This is a genomic window from Candidatus Auribacterota bacterium, from assembly GCA_026392035.1.
In the GTDB taxonomy this organism is placed as follows: domain Bacteria; phylum Auribacterota; class Tritonobacteria; order UBA1439; family UBA1439; genus JAPLCX01.
The window spans coordinates 1-19,095 of sequence record JAPLCX010000028.1 but is presented as its reverse complement, the minus strand read 5'-3'; the positions used below and the strand labels follow the sequence as shown (position 1 = coordinate 19,095).

Annotated in this window: 13 protein-coding genes; 10 read left to right on the top strand and 3 right to left on the bottom strand. The window is 58.4% G+C overall.

Features of this window, described 5'->3' with window-relative positions:
* The first annotated feature begins 3 nt into the window (after window positions 1–3).
* Entirely contained in the window at window positions 4–507 is a 504-nt protein-coding gene (locus NTX71_02780) for a hypothetical protein (GenBank protein ID MCX6338829.1), read from the top strand.
* A 57-nt stretch (window positions 508–564) separates the two neighbouring features.
* On the opposite strand, the gene NTX71_02775 is transcribed toward NTX71_02780, so the two are convergent.
* Both NTX71_02775 and NTX71_02770 read right to left on the bottom strand, forming a co-directional pair.
* Window positions 565–3,192, bottom strand: coding sequence for a M4 family metallopeptidase (locus NTX71_02775; GenBank protein MCX6338828.1), 2,628 nt, complete (start codon window positions 3,190–3,192; stop codon window positions 565–567).
* Window positions 3,193–3,201: 9 nt separating this feature from the next.
* On the bottom strand, window positions 3,202–7,311 hold the full coding sequence (locus tag NTX71_02770) for a PQQ-binding-like beta-propeller repeat protein (protein ID MCX6338827.1): 4,110 nt from the start codon (window positions 7,309–7,311) through the stop codon (window positions 3,202–3,204).
* Between the two features lie 302 nt (window positions 7,312–7,613).
* Here NTX71_02770 and alr point away from each other — a divergent pair, with 302 nt between their 5' ends.
* A complete protein-coding gene (gene alr / locus NTX71_02765) occupies window positions 7,614–8,870 on the top strand; it encodes an alanine racemase (protein MCX6338826.1) in 1,257 nt (418 codons plus the stop codon).
* Between the two features lie 75 nt (window positions 8,871–8,945).
* Here the strand turns inward: alr and NTX71_02760 are convergent, their stop codons facing one another.
* On the bottom strand, window positions 8,946–9,191 hold the full coding sequence (locus NTX71_02760) for a hypothetical protein (protein MCX6338825.1): 246 nt from the start codon (window positions 9,189–9,191) through the stop codon (window positions 8,946–8,948).
* A gap of 14 nt (window positions 9,192–9,205) precedes the next feature.
* Between NTX71_02760 and NTX71_02755 the strand changes: the two genes are divergently transcribed.
* From NTX71_02755 to rpoD, 8 genes are all read left to right on the top strand, one after another.
* Entirely contained in the window at window positions 9,206–9,892 is a 687-nt protein-coding gene (locus NTX71_02755) for a nucleotide exchange factor GrpE (GenBank protein ID MCX6338824.1), read from the top strand.
* A gap of 170 nt (window positions 9,893–10,062) precedes the next feature.
* A complete protein-coding gene (dnaJ, locus tag NTX71_02750) occupies window positions 10,063–11,211 on the top strand; it encodes a molecular chaperone DnaJ (protein MCX6338823.1) in 1,149 nt (382 codons plus the stop codon).
* Between the two features lie 81 nt (window positions 11,212–11,292).
* Window positions 11,293–12,042 (top strand): RsmE family RNA methyltransferase, encoded by a 750-nt coding sequence (locus NTX71_02745; GenBank protein ID MCX6338822.1) that lies wholly within the window; start codon window positions 11,293–11,295, stop codon window positions 12,040–12,042.
* Window positions 12,043–12,059: 17 nt separating this feature from the next.
* Window positions 12,060–13,415: a tRNA (N(6)-L-threonylcarbamoyladenosine(37)-C(2))-methylthiotransferase MtaB gene (gene mtaB, locus NTX71_02740; GenBank protein MCX6338821.1), complete on the top strand. Its 1,356-nt coding sequence runs from the start codon at window positions 12,060–12,062 to the stop codon at window positions 13,413–13,415.
* A gap of 70 nt (window positions 13,416–13,485) precedes the next feature.
* A complete protein-coding gene (locus tag NTX71_02735) occupies window positions 13,486–14,145 on the top strand; it encodes a CvpA family protein (GenBank protein ID MCX6338820.1) in 660 nt (219 codons plus the stop codon).
* Window positions 14,142–15,098 carry an NGG1p interacting factor NIF3 gene (locus tag NTX71_02730; protein MCX6338819.1) on the top strand — a complete coding sequence of 319 codons (957 nt, stop codon included), beginning with the start codon at window positions 14,142–14,144 and terminating at the stop codon, window positions 15,096–15,098. The genes NTX71_02735 and NTX71_02730 overlap by 4 nt, the downstream gene beginning before the upstream one ends.
* A 131-nt stretch (window positions 15,099–15,229) precedes the next feature.
* Window positions 15,230–16,999 carry a DNA primase gene (dnaG, locus tag NTX71_02725; protein ID MCX6338818.1) on the top strand — a complete coding sequence of 590 codons (1,770 nt, stop codon included), beginning with the start codon at window positions 15,230–15,232 and terminating at the stop codon, window positions 16,997–16,999.
* A gap of 74 nt (window positions 17,000–17,073) precedes the next feature.
* Entirely contained in the window at window positions 17,074–18,708 is a 1,635-nt protein-coding gene (gene rpoD, locus NTX71_02720; GenBank protein ID MCX6338817.1) for an RNA polymerase sigma factor RpoD, read from the top strand.
* Window positions 18,709–19,095 lie beyond the last annotated feature (387 nt).

Genomic DNA, 19,095 nt, shown 5'->3' with positions numbered 1-19,095 from the left:
GTCATGGATAATGCGGGCGATCATCGATTCACGCGGGACAGGGCGGGATGGATTATTGTCATACTCAACCTGCTCATGGCCGCCAACTCGACATTCTATTTCACCCGCGTCCTCGGGGCTGGATGGGATGGCTGGCTCGCGATGAACTCGTGCGCCCCCAGCATCTTCATCTTCGCCATCGGCTACCTCCTCAGGCAGAAAAGCGTGATGGCCGTGGGCGCGGGCCTCATGTTCCGCTACGGGACGCTGGGCCTCTTCGCCTTTGGCTGGGAGGGGATGAACATCATTCCCCAGGTGGGGCATATCCTCATGACGCTCGGGGTGATTTACTTTATCGCGAGGATGATCCGCCTCGATTGCGGAGGGGAGATCATTGTCGCCGCGCTGACTGCGCTCGTGCTGCTCTACGCGGAGTGGCAGGGGGAATGGTTCCGGAACTGCCCGCAGATCCTCGACCATCTCATGAAGGGGACGCTGCAGCCGGAGATTTTTAAGCCCCAAGCCTGATATACTCTATGGGCAAAAGGACTCTGCTGCAACAGGTGAGAGAAACAGCGGCATGTTCTAAGGTAAGATGCTGAAAGGTACCTCGGCCAACTGACTGTAGCTCGCCCTCGCATTTGCCAGTGTCGGCGCTATGCCGGCGGGGAGTATCGCGCAATGGAGGGCATAGGAGCCCGGCATGTGCGGGACGCGCATGGATAGTACTTTTCCCACAAAAGGCCGATGCATTTCCATGGCATTCCTGACAATCGGATGCACCCCCCGCTGCAACCTGCTTCCCGTAGCCGAATACACCCCCGCCGCACCCGTGAAGACCAGATAGCCGTCCCAGTCCATGGCTGCTTCACTGAAGGAGACATCAATGGTAAGCAGGTCTCCTCCATTGAAACTCTCCTTGTTCAATATCACGTGCAGGCCCGGTGGGGGAGGGGTCGGCGTGGGAGCCGGGGGAGTCGCACTGCACACGTAGATGCGGACGTCGTCAATGAACCAGCCGTAGGCAGAGCTGGAGCGCTGGGGGTCGCTGGTATCGCTCGTGCCGATGCGGAAGCGCACGCGCACCTTCTGGCCCGCCAGCAAGCTCAGATCGGCGCGGCTGGAGATGTAGCCGTTGCTCTCGCTCACGAAGGCGGATCGGCCGCCGAGTGGATTGTTCCATGAGTTTCCGATGATACCACTGTATCCGTTGTCGGTGAAGAGTGAGCCGGCGTCCTGCCATGAGTTGCCGCCGTCCGTGCTGTACTCGACCACTCCACCGTCGAAGAGCTTGGTCGTGCCGCTCGTATAGTCATCGAAGGCGTAGGCGTGGTTGAAGTGCAGGTAGGAATTCCCCGCCGGTAGATCCACGTCCCTGGTCATGCCGATATAGTAATCAGCCGTACCGTAATGATCATTGCCCCAGATATTGTAGCGGCCTGAGGTGGCGTAGGTGGCGTCAAACCCGTAGGGGTTCGAGTTCTGTGGATAGTACCATTCATTGGTTCCCACAACCGTCGCTGAAGCCCAGTTCTTGCTCGCGGTATTCTCCATATTGTCAAAGAACAGGTCACTGAGGTAGCCTGAGTCACAGATGGGCGCCTCGGGCGCGGGGCATCCATCCGGCTGCCGGTTCATCTCTGTCGCGTCACAGGCGTTCTTGACCTGCTGCTGATCGGGAGCGCTCCAGCCGAGATTGATTGCCGCCTGTTGTAGGGAATCATAGAGGTTCTGGTAGTCGCTCGCTGAGGTGAAGAGGTTGGTCTGGACCTCATAGAAGAGCTGTGCCGTTGGAATGACGCCGCGCCCTGTCACCGTGTAGCCGTTGAAGGTATCGCCGTCAGTGATGAGATAGGCAACTTTGTTGGAGACACCGCTGTTGGTATGGACTCCCCCCCCGTCGTTCTCCCCGCAGTAATAGTTGCTGCTGCTCATCTTATCCGGATCGTTGAAATGGGGCGGATTCTTCATGTCCCGAATCGCACCGAGGGGGGAATCCTCCCCGAGGAGCCAGCGGTCGGTCGCGGGACCCGGGTTGTACGTCAACTCGATAAATTCCCCCCAGATGTCAGAGAACGACTCGTTGATGGCGCCTGACTGCATATAGTAAAAGAGCTGCGATTCATGCTCGGTGACGCCGTGAGTCATCTCATGGCCGACAACATCCAGTGCCGAGGCGAAGCCCTGGCCGTATGTCATCTGCTGACCATTCCAGAAGGCGTTGGCATAAGGACAGGATAGGGAGGAAGGGCAGTATCTCACGGTGCTCACGAGTTGCATCCCGGCGTTGTCCAGGCTGTCCCGATCATGGTAGTCTTTGTAAAAGTCGTAGGTGTATCCAGCGTAATCGTAGGCGTTATCCACGTCTGTGATCCCTGACGCTGGCCCCCCCTCGACGCGCACCGGACCCGTTCCCGGCAATCCCGCAGAAGGGTTGTTGTTGTTGTCATAGATGGACCGATTCTTAACATTGTTGACCTGGTTGAAGTGCAGGGCGATGACACCGAGGTGGGCATCCACGAGGACCAGTTCTTTTATTGTCTCGAAACGCGCGGGAGAGACATCCATGCGCCAGACGAGGGAGTTCATGTCGCGATTCCGCCCCACCAGTACCGGGTTATATATCCAGAGCTCCGGATCGCTCGCGATGAGCTCACCAGGGTCAAGGGAGTACCATGCGGCAACCGCGCGCGTCGCCCTTTCAGCAGCCTCGCAGGCGCCTATCTCCGGAATGGTATCCACCGTGATCCCCGGCGCTATCTCGCCGTTCGCCGAGAGGATGTTTCTCTTCGAGTCGAGCTGGACGATCAACTCGCCGCCGAACACGGGGATGCCGCGATACGCCTGCTGGAATCGGACAAAGGAGCGCCCCCCGGAAGCTGACTGTGAACGCATGAGGTCAAGCTCATCAGCCTGACTGGCGATGCCGAACAGCTCACCGCAGTCGTCAATGAACGCCCGGGCGACCGTCTCGGAAGAGGCGCCACGGGCGAGGTTGCTTTTTTGCGGAATGGTATGTGTCAAATCTGTCCCGAGGAAACTGACCAGACCGGTTTTGGAATGGTAGGATATGCGCGCCTTCCCTCCGGCATCGCGCTGCAATTGAGAAACGAGGGAGCGATCAGCCCCTCGCGCAGGGGTTGCCGAAAGAAGAACGCACAGGCTGATACATGCCGCTAATAGGATTACGACATCCCCTCTGCGCCTGCGCATCTATTCCCCTCACTCAATTAGGATTCTAAACGTGGCGCTCGCCAATTGGCTGTTCGGTCCGTACTTGGCGTTCGCGTACGTCGGTTTGGTCTTCCAGGGGAGTGTCGCCACGAAGAGCGTGTACTGGCCCGCGGCATTGCGCGGCACTCGGATGGAGAATGCCTTGTTCGGCCCCCAGCAATTATGAATCTCCAGCCTGTTGGTGACCACCGGGTGCACTCCGCGTTTCAGCCTCCCCCTCACATCCGACCAGGTCCTGCCGCTCCTTACAAACACGAGGTACCCATCCCAGTCCATATAGGTATTGCTGAAGCTGACCCAGGCTTCGAAGGTGTCTCCGGGATTGAAGCTGCTCTTGTTCAGCCACACCCTCAAGCCTTGCAGGCAGGTGGGTGTCGGGGTGGGCATGAACGGTGTTGCCGTGGGCGTCGGGGTGGGAGTCGGGGTGGGATCCTGGAACCGGCACAGCCTGTTATGAGTAGATGCGCCGAAACCTACATACACTTCACCAGAGGCGCCGATGACGGGACCCATATGGACGGAACCTGTCCCAATGTAGCTCCACAACAGGCCGCCATCTGGACTCAGCCCATAGGTTTCTCCGCCATCAGAGCCTATGTAGACTATATCTTGAGCCGAAATGGCGGGGGAGGCCTCGACATCTCCCGTGAGAGCATAACTCCAGAAGAGAGAACCGTCTGTATTGAACGTGTAAAGGCTGTTATCTTGGGAGCCTATTGATACCGTATCCGTGCCGGAGGGAGAGGAATAATACACTGCGCCACCTGTCGCATAACTCCACACGAGAGCTCCGTCCGTGGTAAACGCATAAACATCGTTATCGTTACTTCCTACATAGACGGTTGAAGTAGCACAGGGGGAACTGTCTATAACGCCGGCCGTTCTATAACTCCAGGATAATATACCGTCGGGCGTAAAGGCGTACAGTCTATCATCGTACGATCCCACATATATATTTCCGCTCATCCCTATAGCAGGGGAGGAAACGATATTGCTTCCCGTCCTATAGGTCCACACGAGAGATCCTGTCGAGAGAAGCTTGTAGAGCGCGTTATCATCTGATCCGATATAAATGTCCCCGCCGCTGACCACAGCCGAAGAGATAATGAGTCCACCGGTTACATAACTCCATGCGAATGAACCAGTTGAGACTAGGGCATAGAGTGTGTGGTCCAAAGACCCCGTGTAGACATTTTCGGCATCTATCGCAGGCGAAGATGTTATACCATCGCTCGTTCCATAGCTCCAGATGAGCGCGCCATCGCCGCTGATGCTAAATATGGAGTTGTCGTCCGATCCGATATAGATGTGGCCGTCTAAGCCTACTGCCGGAGATGAATCGACAAAACCGGATGTAAAGCTAATCACATAGCTCCACAACAATACTGGCCCCACCGGACCGTTAAGCGGGCTTACCCCGGTGCGCAGCGGGTCGTGCCTGAACATCGGCCAGGGATGTTCGGGCGGAGGGGGGACCGGCGTGGGTTGCGTGATCACGTACAAGGCACTGCTGTAAGAACCAATATATACAGTGTCGGTACCTATTGCAGCAGATGAACCAATCCACGATCCAATGATATATGACCACAACAATGAACCGCTGGAGTCGATGCTGTAGATATTCCCATCGGAAGAGCCTATGTATACTGTATCTGCCGCACCTATAGTTGGTGAAGTCCATATTTTATCACCGGTTTCATAGCTCCATGATAATTTCCCATCCTGCCGTAAGCAATAAATGTGGTTATCAGTAGACCCAATCCATACCGTATCAGTACTTATTGATGGTGATGATGCCAAATCGAAATAATTCCCGGTCTCATAGCTCCACAATAAGGCGCCAAGTGAGTCAATACTATAAAGCCGATTGTCATGAGAGCCCACGTATACTGTATCAGTCGAGCTTAATGCCGGGGAAGAAGCTATTTCGTCGCCCGTTTCATAGCTCCAAAACAGTAAGGCATCTTGGTTAGTCAAGCAGTAAATACGGTTATCTTCACTGCCGATATACACCTTATCAGCTAAACTGAGCGCAGGTGATGAGTATCCTATGTATATTCCAGCCTTATAGCTCCACAGTAATGAACCATTGGAATCGATTTTATAAAGACGGTCATCCACAGATCCCACGTATACCGTCCCGATGTTGCTAATAGCCGGTGATGAACGTATCCAAGATCCTGTTTCATAGCTCCATGAGAGTAACCCAGTTTGGAATAAGCAGTATAAATGATTGTCTTGAGAACCAACCCAAACTGTATCAATGCCTATCGCAGGTGATGAACGGACTATATCCGCAGTTGTGTAGCTCCACAGCAGCGAACCGTCCGATTTAAAACTGTAGAGATTGTTGTCATCTGAACCTGTATACACCTTACCGATTGAACTTACTGCTGGCGATGAGAATAAATCATCGCCCGTTTTATAGCTCCACTTCAAAATCGGGCTCGAAGGGCCATCCAAATCGCTCTTCCCCGTGCGGCGCACGTCATGATGGAACATCGGCCAGGGGTGAAGTGATTCGTAAGGGGTCGGCGTCTCTGTGGGGGTCGGCGTCGGCGTGTCCTCGCATCCCATGACCACGACAGGCACGGGCAGTCCACCGCCTGCATCGCTCCACGTGCCCGTGAGGTCGGTGAAGCAGTCCTCGTCGGCGGCTATCTTGTACAGCCACAGACCCCATGCCCCGTCGTACATGTACCAGTAATCGTCTCCCGCACCCTCGTACCGTATCTGGAGTCCGGTTCCCGCCTTCTGGTAGACGTAGCATCCGTTGTATTTGAAAACTTGCTTGCAGTACGTCCCGTTGGCGTCAGCGTAGTTGGCTCCCGAAACTACGTACCCGGGAAGCGGCGTGGGAGTCGGTGTTTCCGTTTCGGTGGGAGTGGGCGTGATCGTCGGGGTGTCTGTGATCGTGGGCGTCGGTGTGATCGTCGGCGTCGGTGTGATCGTCGGCGTCTCTGTTGGTCCCTCGACGATCACGTAGAGGCGGTTATCACCTGAACCTACATAGACCGTATCCGGGCTGATCGCCGGGGATGAAACGATACCGTTGGGCGTCGTATAACTCCACAGCAGCGTCCCATCTGAGTTGATGCCGTACATAATATTGTCCTGAGAACCCACGTACACCCTCTCGCTTGAGTCCAGCGCCGGCGAGGAAGTGATCTCTCCGCCAGCGGTATAACTCCACGAGAGGAGCCCATCCGAATCAAACACGCTGTAGAGATTATTGTCCTGGGAACCCACGTATATCTTATCGGTGCCTATGGCGGGTATGGAGGAGACCGAGGCGGTCCCGGATACCGGGAATACCCAGCGTGTAGTCCCATCGGAGTTTAAGCTGTACAGATTATTATCTACCGCACCATAATACACCTTATCCGTTGCGCCCAACGCCAGCGATGCCGTGCCGGCGCCAGCCGAGCCCAAGAGTGCTCCGGTAGAAGCATCGAGCCATAAGAGCGAATTGCTGTCGTTCCCGACGTACAACCTGTCGAGGCCTAAGGCGGGGTTAGTATAAATTGGCGAGCTACGGTAGCTCCACAGGAACGACCCATCAGAGTTGATGCTGTAGGCTCGCTCATCGAGGGCTCCAAAATATATTGTCCCTGCCGAGCTCAGCACCGGCGAGGTAACAATATCTCCGCCGGCTGCATAACTCCAGGAGAGTTGGCCGGTCAAGTTAGTAATGCCGTAGAGGTTGTTATCACTTGAAGTGATATACACCAAATCAGTGGCTATTGCGGCTGATGTAGTATCTCCAGCCGATGTGTAGCTCCATAGGAAGGATCCAATCGAGCTGAAGGAGTAGAGATTGTTGTCCGCGGAACCGATATATACCGTGGTGGTGCTCACTGCCGCTGAGGAATCAACTGCAACGCTTATGCTGTAGCTCCAGGCCAGCGCTGGGATACGGGGGCCACTGTCGGGGCTTTTCCCTCCGTGGGGGGCATCATAATGCAACATCGGCCATGGCTCAACCTGCCCGTAGCCGATTATGCTCCACAAGAGTACAACAACCGCAACAAGCGCCGTTGCATATCTTACTTCAGTGAGAACAGTAGATGCCTCAACTTCTTCTCCTGCTTTTTTCATAATATCGGCCTCCGCCCGCCGTAGGGGCACCTCGCCCCTTTCAACTACATATTATACTTTATGCGATGAGTGCAAGTCCAAGTATTTTTCCCTGATTTGTAGTCCGTCACTGAAGCGCTGATTTTTTAGCTGCTGTCATGACTCAGTCAAAATCCCACTCTTTCCCCCTTTTGTAAAGTGGGAGGAATGGGGATTTCAGGATCTAATCATTATTGAATTTCATAGCATGCATACATCAGCGATTGACTGAGGCATTACCCTGATTTCCCTTCCGTCCGATGCCCCCCTCCGGTATAATCCAGATGCTCGAACAGGAGCAGTCGCGGTGCGGGCCGCTCACCTCTAAAAACGATCGCACGTCAATGGAAAAGCTCTACAAGACCTGGGCTGAGATCGACCTCGGCGCAGTCAGGGAAAACATCGCCGCAATCCGCAGCAGGCTCGGGCGGGCGGTGAAGCTCCTCGCCGTCGTCAAAGCAGATGCGTACGGACACGGCATGATTCAGATCTCTCGCGCCGCCCTCGAAGCGGGGGTGAGCTGGCTCGGCGTCTCGAACATCTGCGAGGCGCTCACGCTGCGAAAATCATTCCCCGGGGCGCGCATTCTCATTCTCAGCGCGGGAATGGCGGGTCACGCCGGCGCGATCGTGCGGCACCGGATTACCCCCGTCATCTGCTCCCATGAGATGCTCGATGCGGTCTCGCGAGCCGCCCTCAAGGCGAAGAGAATCGTCGATATCCATATCGTCGTCGATACCGGGATGGGGCGGATCGGCGTCTGGCACGAGGGGGCGTTTGACTTCATCAAACGGGCGCGGCGGACAAAGGGGGTCCGGCTCCGGGGAATATGCTCCCACTTCGCCTGCGCGGCCGAGAGGGATCTGTTCTTCACAAAGCTGCAGCTCGACAGATTTAAACGGCTGATCCTGCGCTGCGAACGCGCCGGCATCCGCTTTGCGCTGAAGCACATCGCCAACAGCGGCGCCATTCTCGGGTTGCCGTCGTCCTCCCTCAATCTCGTCCGCCTGGGAATCATGATGTACGGAGTCTACCCATCTCAAGAGGTGATCAAGAGCATCCCCATTCGACCCGCCCTCACGCTCAAGACTGAAATCTGCTTCCTGAAAAATGTCCGGAAGGGCCGCTCCATCAGCTATTGCCGGAGCTACGTCACCTACCGTGACACGCGGGTGGCGACCATCCCGATCGGCTACGGCGACGGCTACAGCAGGCTCCTCTCCAACAGGGGCGAGGTGCTCGTGCGGGGCCAGCGGGCTCCGGTCATCGGCAATGTCACCATGGACCAGACGATGATCGATGTCGGCCACATCTCCGGGGCGCAGGTGGGGGACGAGGTGGTGCTGATCGGGAGGCAGGGAGAGAATGAGATCACGCTCAATGAGGTCGCGGATCTCACCGGCACCATTCCCTACGATGTCATGTGCGCAATGGGGAAGCAGGTCCAGCACCGCATTTACATACAGGATAAAATCAAAACTTCAAAATCCAAACCTCCACACAAGCTCAAAATCATAATTCCAAAATCCAAAACCATATGATATCCCCGCTCATCACGTGCAGCTCGGATTTGGTATTTTGCCTGCCTGCCGGCAGGCAGGGATTTGAGATGTGTTTTAGATATTGAAGTTTGAGGTTTGGATTTTCAGCGCGATCGCGTTCACCCGATGGGTGACGTCAATCCAATTGCATTCTCGCGCTATCCGCCATTTCGGGGGAATTCGCCCCCTTGACGCGGATGCGAATCGTTTATTATAATTCTGCGCGGCATCAATGCCCTCTTCAGCCTCGCCCTTCTCGAAGGCAATCTTCGCACGGAGCGGCAGGTTCAAAAAAGGCAGGGTTGTCCCGCTGACGATCACCAGGAGTGTTCCGTATGCACAAGAGCCATGAAAAAAAACACGAGAGTAAAGACGTGAGGAGCAAATTAGAGATCGCCATGGAGAAAGCCGAAACAATGGCGCACGGGGCGCCCCCCGAGGGGAAGGAGGGGCGCTCGGAGGCGCACCTGCCGGAGGACGAGCTGCGTGCACTGCGGGAGAAGGCAGCCAGGGCGGATGCGTACTACGATCGCCTGCTGAGGACGGCGGCCGATTTTGAGAACTACAAGAAGCGCATCGAGCGGGAGCGCAGCGATATCCTCACGCTCGCACGCGAAGCGCTTATGGCTGAACTCATCGTGGTGCTCGACAATTTTGAGCGCGCGCGCGCGGCCGCTGGCGCCCACGCTGATTCGAAGCAGATCATTGATGGCGTCAAGCTCATCCAGAAGCAGCTCCTCACGGTGCTCCAGAAGAATGGCCTGCAACCGATCGAGGCGATCGGCCAACCCTTCAACCCCGAGCTCCATGAAGCCATTGCAGAGGTCAAAACGGACGAGTGTCCCGACGGCACGGTGCTTGCTGAACAACTCAAGGGCTACACGCTCGACCGCAGGTTGCTGAGACCGGCAGTCGTCACGGTTTCAAAGAGCAGCGCGGAGGCGGGCGAACCGGTGAAATCGGGAACCGCCGAGCGAAGCGCTCATGGACAGGGTGCAACTGATCAGCCTCCGAACCCCTGACGGCGAACTCTAACGTGCTGCCTCTGTGTTTCAGTAGAATACGCACCTGATTAACCTGATTACTCTGGCAAGCAGAATTTCAGGGTTAATCAGAGAAATCAGGTGCAAAAATAGGTTGCGAAGCCAGGTCGAACATTTGACATGTGCAATCGCGCGACGCGAGAAGCCAAATGACCACCAAAAGAGACTACTACGAAATACTGGGCGTTCCGAGGAATGCCCCTGCTGACGCGCTGAAGAAAGCGTACCGCAAACTGGCGCTCCGCTACCATCCCGACAAAAACCCGGGAGACAAGAACGCCGAGGAGCAGTTCAAACAGGTATCAGAGGCCTATGAAGTTCTGAGCGACCCTCAGAAGCGGCAGCAGTATGATCATTTCGGCCACGCGGGGCTCAGGGGGGGCCCCAGTGGCTTCGGCGGTTTCGGCGTCGATCTCGAGGAGGCCCTTCGCACCTTCATGTCCGCCTTCGGCGGAGGCGGGAGCATCTTTGACGACTTCTTCGGGTTTACCGGCCGCCGCCGCGGGCCTGAGCACGGCTCAGATCTCCGCTACGATCTCGAAATCACCCTCGAGGAGGCTGCATCCGGCTGCAAGAAAGAGATCTCCTTCCCATGCCTCGCCTCCTGCCCGGACTGCGGCGGGAGCGGCGCGCAGCAGGGAACATCCCGCGTCGCCTGCCAGGCGTGCGGTGGCGCCGGCATTGTTGAACGCAGGGTGCAGGGTTTCTTCGGATGGAGCATACAGCAGCATGAGTGCCCTCAGTGCGCGGGCGCGGGAACGATCGCCAGGGATCCCTGTCATCGATGCCGTGGCGAAGGAAGAGTGCGGCGGAAAAAGAAGATCGTGGTTCATGTCCCGCCGGGCGTGGAACTGGGTTCCAGGCTCCAGGTTTCAGGAGAGGGCGAGGGAGGCGCGCACGGCGCCGCGGCGGGGAATCTGTACATCATCATCCACGTCACGGAGCATGAGCTCTTCCAGCGTCATGGCGACGACATCCTGTGCGAGATCCCCATAAGCTTTGTCACCGCGGCGCTGGGCGGCACCATTGACATCCCCACAATAAGCGGGAAGGCGCAACTGGCCATCCCGCCGGGCACACAGTCGGGAAAAACCTTCAGGCTCAGGGGGAAGGGCATGCCCAACGTCAACGGCCTCGGGAGAGGCGATCAGTACGTGAAGGTGTTCCTGGAGATTCCCGTCGGCATCACCGAGGAACAGAAACAGCTCCTCAAGAAGTTCGCCGAGCTCGGCGGAGAGAGATTGTACCCGATGAGCAGCTCATTCTTCGCGAAGGCCAAAAAATTTTTCACCGGTTGAGGCAGTTACTACACCCCACAGTCAAAAGCTGAAAGTTGAAAGTCTTTTAACCTTACATTTTGAACTGTTTTTAACATGCGCATGCGCCGCATCTTTATTGACCCGGATGTCCCCCATGGCGAGATGCTCAGTCTTCGCGGCAGCGAGGCCCACTACCTCCTCCGCGTGCTGAGGCTCAGGGAAGGAGATGAGGTCACCGCATTTGACGGGATGGGCTGGTCCTGCAGGGCGGTCATCGCCAGGGCAGGCAGCGGCTGTGCGACCCTCAGGGTTTTGGAATCCATCCATGCCGCAACGCCACAGCGCACATTTGCCGTGGCCCAGGCCCTCCTCAAGGCTCCCGCGATGGACACGGTGGTGCAGCGGTGCACGGAACTGGGGGCCTCTGCGATCATTGGCTTCCACACGACAAGGAGCATTCCGCGAAGCAGCGGAGCTGCCTCCGGGCATTCGAGACTCACGCGATGGCGCGCGCTCGCCGTAGAGGCCTGCCGGCAGTGCCGCAGGGATTTCATCCCCGACACGAGCCTCCTCCCTTCTCTTGAGTCGCTCGTTCCGCTCATCAGGGGATCAGACGGGGCTCTGGTAGCCTCGCTACGCGAGGGGTGCGCTTCTCTCTCCGAGGTTCTCTCGGGGGGACGGCGTGCGCGGGGCATGCGCCTGCTCCTCATCGTGGGCCCGGAAGGGGATTTCTCCGGAGAGGAGCTCGCCCGCCTGGTCGCCCACGGAGCGGTCCCGTGCAGACTGTCCGATGCCATCCTGAGAGCGGAAACCGCGGCAATCGCAGGGGCGGCTCTCCTCGGCCAGTATCTCCTGTCGAGGACAGTGTGAGCCGCCCGCTCAGAACAATGAGCACATTCGCCATCACCACGCTCGGCTGCAAGGTCAACCAGTACGACAGCCAGCTCATCCGCGAGAGTCTCTTCTCGCGGGGCTGCAGAGAGTCGGATCGTCTGGATCCACACCCCGACCTATGCATCATCAATACCTGTGCCGTCACCCATGCGAGCGAGACAAAATCGAGGCGTGCCGTGCATCGGGCGTGCCGTGAGTATCCCCATGCCGTCGTGATCGTCACGGGGTGCTGCGCCGATGTGAGTGCGCAAGCTTTCGCCGCAATCCCCGGCGTAAAATATGTCCTGGGAAACGAGATGAAGCAACGCCTCCACCATATCATTGGCAGAGGGTGCGGGGACGGGGCGCGCTCGATTACCGGATTCTCACACCACACGCGGGCTTTTCTCAAGATCCATGACGGCTGCGACTCCCGCTGCAGCTACTGCATTGTCCCACTCGCCCGGGGCCGATCGAGGAGCAGGGCGCGCGATGAGATTATCAATGAGGCGACCGCGCTTGTGTCGAGCGGCCACATGGAGATAGTGCTCTGTGGCATTCACCTCGGCGGCTACGGCAAGGACCGCGGCGAACCGCGCGCACTGGTCCAGCTCATTCGGGATCTCACGGCCATCAGGGGGCTCGCCCGCATCCGCTTAAGCTCCATAGAGCCCGAAGACGTCAATGAAGAACTCATTGAACTCATCGCATCAGGGGGCACGCTCTGTCCGCACCTGCACCTCCCCCTGCAGAGCGGCGATGACCGCATACTGAGAGCGATGAACCGCTGCTACCACAGCTCCGGCTACAGGCGGCTGATCCAGCGGATTCGGGCGCGCGTGCCTGACGCCTCGATCACCACCGATATCATGGTGGGGTTCCCCGGCGAGGATGAAGAGGCGATCCACAACACGGTTGCCATGGTGAAGCATGCCGCATTCAGCCGGGCCCACATCTTCTCATACAGCCCGAGGCCCGGTACCGCAGCGTGGAAGCTCGGCGATCCGATACGGCCCGGGATAAAAGAGCGCCACCGGGCGCTGGTGCGCGCCGCCGCGGACGAAACGGCGGACGAATACAGTGGGAGATTTATCGGGAGGGATGTGGAGGTGCTCGTCCAGGGGAGATGCAAAAGTGACGCCAGGGCAGGCTATGGCCTCACAAGGGAATACCTGCGCGTCTATCTCGACGGGGAAAAGATTCAGAAGGGAGATATGTGCCGGGCGTGCATTGAGGGAGCTTTGAACGACGGCCTGAAGGGGCGTGCAATCCACGACTCTTCGGAGACCATGAGCGAAGCAGGAGGGAGCCATGGAGGGCAGCGCACGGAAAAATGGGGAAGGGGTTGCGCAACAAATTTATTGAAATGACTATGTTGGATTTGATATATTGTGTGTTTGAGTTTTTTCGTTCTAACCCTTTGTGGGCACGGCCTCAGGCATGAGATTCAACTGGATTGATGCAATAGTCGCTGTCGTGGTCATCCGCGGAATGGTCATCGGTCACCGGCGGGGGCTCTCTGGAGAGCTGCTTCGCTTTCTGGGCATCGTGTGCGGCCTCTACCTCTCCTTCAAATTCTATGAGCAGGGCGCCGACAGGCTCATCCAGCGCGTCTCCCTCGATCGGAACGTCGCCATCGGTCTCTCGTTCGCGGGAATCCTCCTCGCGGTGCTGCTCTTCTTTTACATGGTCAATCAGACGGTGCACCGTGCGACGCAGCTCCCCGCGATCGCCGCACTCGATAAGGCGGGCGGAACAATCATCGGCGGCGCGAAGGCGCTGCTCTTCGCCTGCGTGGCGCTGATACTTCTTGCCCTGGTACGGGTGGAGGCAATTTCAAATGCCGTCAGCCAGAACTCCTTCTTCGGGCCACTCGCCATATCCGCCGTTCCCGGCGCGTACAGAGTCGCGGTGCGCGTGTACCCCGGGGTGCAATCCCTCCCCGCCGCCGAGGTGATCGAAAAGCTGCCCGCGATCAGGCAGCGGACGGAGCTGGACCTCTCCATCGGTTCACAGGGCGAGCAGAAGAAAGCGGAGGGCGCGAACCGCGGCGCACCCGAGGGCCAGACCCCCGCCCCAAAAAAAGGAAGAACCATATGAAGCTCGGCACATTCTTCGAGCGCGCGCTTGCAGAAGGTCAGAAGAACGATCCGCGCGGTCAGGCGCGCATCCGCCGTGAGGTAAAGGCGCTGCGCGAGGCCTATGCGGAGATGTCAGCCAGGAAGAAGAAATCCTTCGACAGGGAGCGCCTCGACAATCCCTACGCCGACACCCGCATCCTCTTCGGGCAGCCCTCAACAGAGGTGCGGGGACTGCTGGCCGGAATAGACATTGATGTCGGAGAGATCATGCTCGCCGACCGTCTGAGGGAACGCGGGAAGAAGATCGACCTCGTCCTGTCCCACCACCCGGCCGGGCGGGCATATGCGGGGTTCTACAACGTCATGCACATGCAGGCTGATATCCTCAACAGGTTCGGCGTCCCCATCAATGTCGCGGAATCCCTCCTCGAGGAGCGCATCCGGGAGGTTGAGCACAAAGTGATGCCGGTGAACCACACCCGCACGGTGGATGCCGCCAGTCTGGTGAACATGCCGCTCGCCTGCGTGCACACCCCCGCCGACAACTGCGCCACCACCCACCTCCAGCGACTCTTCGACCGGAAAAAGCCGGAGCTCATCGGTGATATCATCGACCTCCTCCAGGGGATCCCTGAATACCAGCGGGCAATGGAGAACAACGCTCCCCCCAGGATTCTCTCCGGCAGGGAGGAGCGGCGCGCGGGGCGGATCTTTGTCGATATGACCGGCGGCACCGAGGGATCAGTGAAGATCCTTGAAAAGCTTGCCCAGGCGGGAGTGGGGACGCTCGTCGGCATGCACCTCAGCGAGAAGCATCTCGATGAGGCGAAAAAACATAACCTCAATGTGGTCATCGCGGGCCACATCTCGAGTGACACACTCGGCCTCAACCTCCTCCTCGATGGCATCTGCACAAAGGAACGATTAGAGGTGATCACCTGCTCGGGCTTCACGCGGGTGAAGAGGAATTAGCCCACCCACCACCGGGCTGGAAGCGGCACCGACCGCACCCCCATGGTTGATCCGTGGATTCCACTGCGTCCGGGCGGGGGGATCCCCCGCGGGAGCACGGCGGCGCACCGGGCATGAGACGTCAGGGAACTATGATACCGCAGCACATTGTGGAACAGATACAGTCGTCAAGCGACATCGTCGATGTCGTCTCCTCCTATATTCCACTCAAGCGCGCGGGGCGGAGCTTCAAGGCGTGCTGCCCCTTCCATAACGAGAAAACGCCGTCATTCTTCGTGAGCCCGGAGAAGCAGATCTGGCACTGCTTCGGCTGCGGCGCCGGAGGATCGGTGTTCAACTTCATCGCCCTCTACGAACGCGTGACCTTTCCCGAGGCGGTGAGGCTCCTCGCGAAAAAAGCGGGTATCGCCGTTCCGGATACGCGACGGGCCGAGGGGCGCGAGGGCGAGAAGAAGGATGACCTGTACCGGCTCAATGAATTCGCGGCGCGCTGGTTCACGCACCAGCTTCAGGCGACCGCCCCCGGTAAAAAAGTGCTCGCCTACCTCCACCGGAGGGGAATGAGCGATGAGCTCATCGAGCAGTTCTCCCTCGGGTACGCGCCGGATTCATGGGATGGGCTCTACACCGCCGCGCGCGGCAAGGGACACCGCGAGGAGGTGCTCCTCGCCCTCGGCCTCGCGATGCGCAAAGAGGGGGGAAGCAGGATATTCGACCGGTTCCGCAACCGGCTCATGATCCCCATCGGCGACGTGAGCGGCCGCATCATCGCGTTCAGCGGCCGCGTGCTGGACGAGGGCACCCCGAAGTACATGAACTCTCCCGAGTCGCTCCTTTTCAACAAGAGCAGGAGCCTGTACGGTATCCACCACGCGAAGCGGGAGCTCATCGAGCGCGGTTTCTCCATTGTCGTGGAAGGGTACTTCGACCTCTTCGCCCTCCACGCCGCAGGGATCAGGAACGTGGTGGCATCGCAGGGAACAGCCTTCACCGCCGACCACGCGCGGATCCTCAAACGCTACACCCGCGAGGTGGTGATGAGCTTTGACGCCGACGCCGCGGGGCAGAGCGCGGCCATGCGCAGCCTGGACGCGTTCCTGAATGAGGAGCTCAGGGTGCGCGTGCTGGTGCTCCCCCCTGCGCACGATCCCGACACCTTTGTCCGCGAAAAGGGCGCGGCGGCATTCTCCGACCTCGTCGGGCGCGCGCCTGAATATTTCGACTTTCTGCTCGATCACCTCTTCCGCCGGCACGATCACCGGGGCGAGGTCGGCAGGGCGCGGATCGCCTCGGAATTTCTCGACGCCCTCGCGCAGGTGGGAGACGGCGTCCTGAGGGAGGCCTACCGAAATAAGCTCTCCGAACGGATCGATATCCCCCAGGAGTACATCATTGAAGAAATCAAGAAGAGGGGCCGCCGCCAGGGCCCGGGGCCCGGAAACGCCGGAGAGGCGACTCAGGGAGCCCTGCGCCTGCCCGCCGGCGAGCGAGAGATCATCAAACTCATGCTCGAGGATGAAAACATCATCAGGCAGGTCGCCCTGGAACTCACCGCCGAGGATTTCCGGCACGAACAGCTCCAGCGCATCGCGGGCAGTGTTTTCGCCCTGCTGAAAGAGAACCGGTGGGCGGGCTGCACGCGTCTCCTCGCGCGCCTCGACGACGAGCACTGCGCGCGCGTGGTGAGCGGGCTCATCTCAGAGGAAGACCCCGGCGGGGATCGCGAACAGGTCGCGAGGGATTGTATCCGCTACCTCAAGAAACGCAACCTCAAGGAAGAGATCGGGAAACTCACCAGGGAAATAAGCCTCAGGGAGCGAGAGGGCTCGCCCGGGCGAGAGATCAGCGGGCTGCAGCGGCGGCTCATGGAGAAAAAGGCCGAGCTGTTGAAGATCTGCTGAGCGCGCCTCACGGTAACCTCATGGCTGGGTGAATCAAGATCCGCTCCGCGCGGGACAGGGGGCAACGAGAGACCATGGTTGAAGCCGAGAGAAACCAGAAGATAAAAGAACTGATCAGACAGGCGAACGATCAGGGACACCTCACCTACGCCAACATCAACGACGCCCTCCCCGAAAGCATTGTCTCCGCTGAGGAGATCGATTCAATCATCATGCTCCTGAGGGGCATGGACATCGAGATCGTCGACGACAAGGAGGCGGCGGCCAAGAAGGCCGGTGCGGCGGCCGCGGCAAAGATTGAAAAGAAGGAACGCGCGCCGAAGCTCGAGTTCATTGATGACCCCGTCAGGATGTACCTCAAGCAGATGGGGCAGGTGCCGCTCCTCACCCGCGAACAGGAGGTTGAGATCTCCAAGAGGATCGAGAAGTCCGAGACGCAGATCAAACACATCCTCTTTTCCCTCGGCTACACGCCGAGGCTCGCCCTCGAGCTCGCGGAGAGGGTCTGCGCCGGGAGGGAGCGGTTCGACCGGGTGATCCAGGACAAGAAGGTCAAAAACAGGGACACCTACATTGTCGCGGCGAAGAAGATCAGCGCGGAGCTCCAGAAAATCGATTCGCAGATGGCCAGGAAATACCTCCAGATCAGGAAGGTGAAACCTCAGAGCAAGCTCTCGTTGAAGCTCAGGCGTGAATCCCAGAAGATTCAAGAGTCAATGGTGAGCCTCGTCAAGCAATTCTTCTTCAAGCAGCACGCGATAGAGGAGTTCATTGAGCCGATCGACAAGGAGGCCCACAGGATCCTCGATCTCGAGCGCGAGATGGAGCGCCTGAAGAAGCGTAGTGGGAGGAGCGCGAAGAGCAGGATCTCCCAGATCCAGAAAGAGTTCACCGCAACAGAGCTCCTGGCGCGCACGCCGGTCGAGAATGTCAAGAAGGAGGTTGAGAACCTCAAGCTCTGGGCCCACCGCGGCCATACCGCAAAGAGCGAGATGGTGGAAGCGAACCTGCGCCTCGTGATCTCCATCGCAAAGAAGTACACCAACCGCGGCCTCTCATTCCTCGACCTGATCCAGGAAGGGAACATGGGATTGATGAAGGCGGTGGACAAGTTCGAATACCGGCGGGGGTACAAGTTCTCCACCTACGCCACCTGGTGGATACGCCAGGCGATCACCCGCTCCATCGCGGATCAGGCTCGCACCATCCGCATCCCCGTCCATATGATTGAAACGATCAACAAGCTCGTGCGCGCCTCGAAGAAGCTCGTCCAGGAATACGGTAAGGAGCCATCCCCCGATGAGATCGCCGAGGAGATGGAGCTGCCGGTCGAGAAGGTGCGCGGGATCATGAAGATCGCCCAGCACCCGATATCGCTCCAGACGCCGATCGGGGACAGCAACGACAGCCACTTCGGGGACTTCATCGAGGATAAGGCGGCCGAGTCGCCCGCCATGGCCACGGGGTACGCCCTCCTCAAGGAGCAGATCGAGAGCGTCCTCAACACCCTCACGGCGCGCGAGCAGAAGGTGCTCACGCTCCGCTTCGGCATCGGCGACGGCTCCCCGCGCACGCTCGAGGAAGTGGGGAGGGTCTTCAGCGTCACCCGCGAGCGCGTCCGCCAGATCGAGGCAAAGGCACTCCGCAAGATGCGCCACCCCACGCGAAGCCGCAAGCTCCGCGGCTTCCTCGAGGCGGAAGAGCTGTAGCTACTTCATAATTTTGCCACGGATTAACGCGCCTGCCTGCCGGCGGGCAGGGATACACGCAGATTCTCTTTAACGAGATTTGTTATCCTGGCCTCGTAGCCGTGACTTTAGCCGCGGTGCTCGAGGCAGTGGCTTTTTTTAAACGTTTGATGCCCAAAAACAGTCAGTGGTAGTTTGTCCCTGGAGGAGCGAATTAGTTTGTAAGATACTGGCAGGATAGTAGTTGCATGCAACGTTTACGGAGCGTTAGCCCGACTTTCTCACTTTTGGATGATTTTGAGAGAAAGTGAAAATATATTTGTTGAACTTACTGGGGTTTGAGAGGATTCGAGCCACTTTAATGCGTGTAGGGAGACCTACCCACTAGACGCGCATAAGTTGATCATG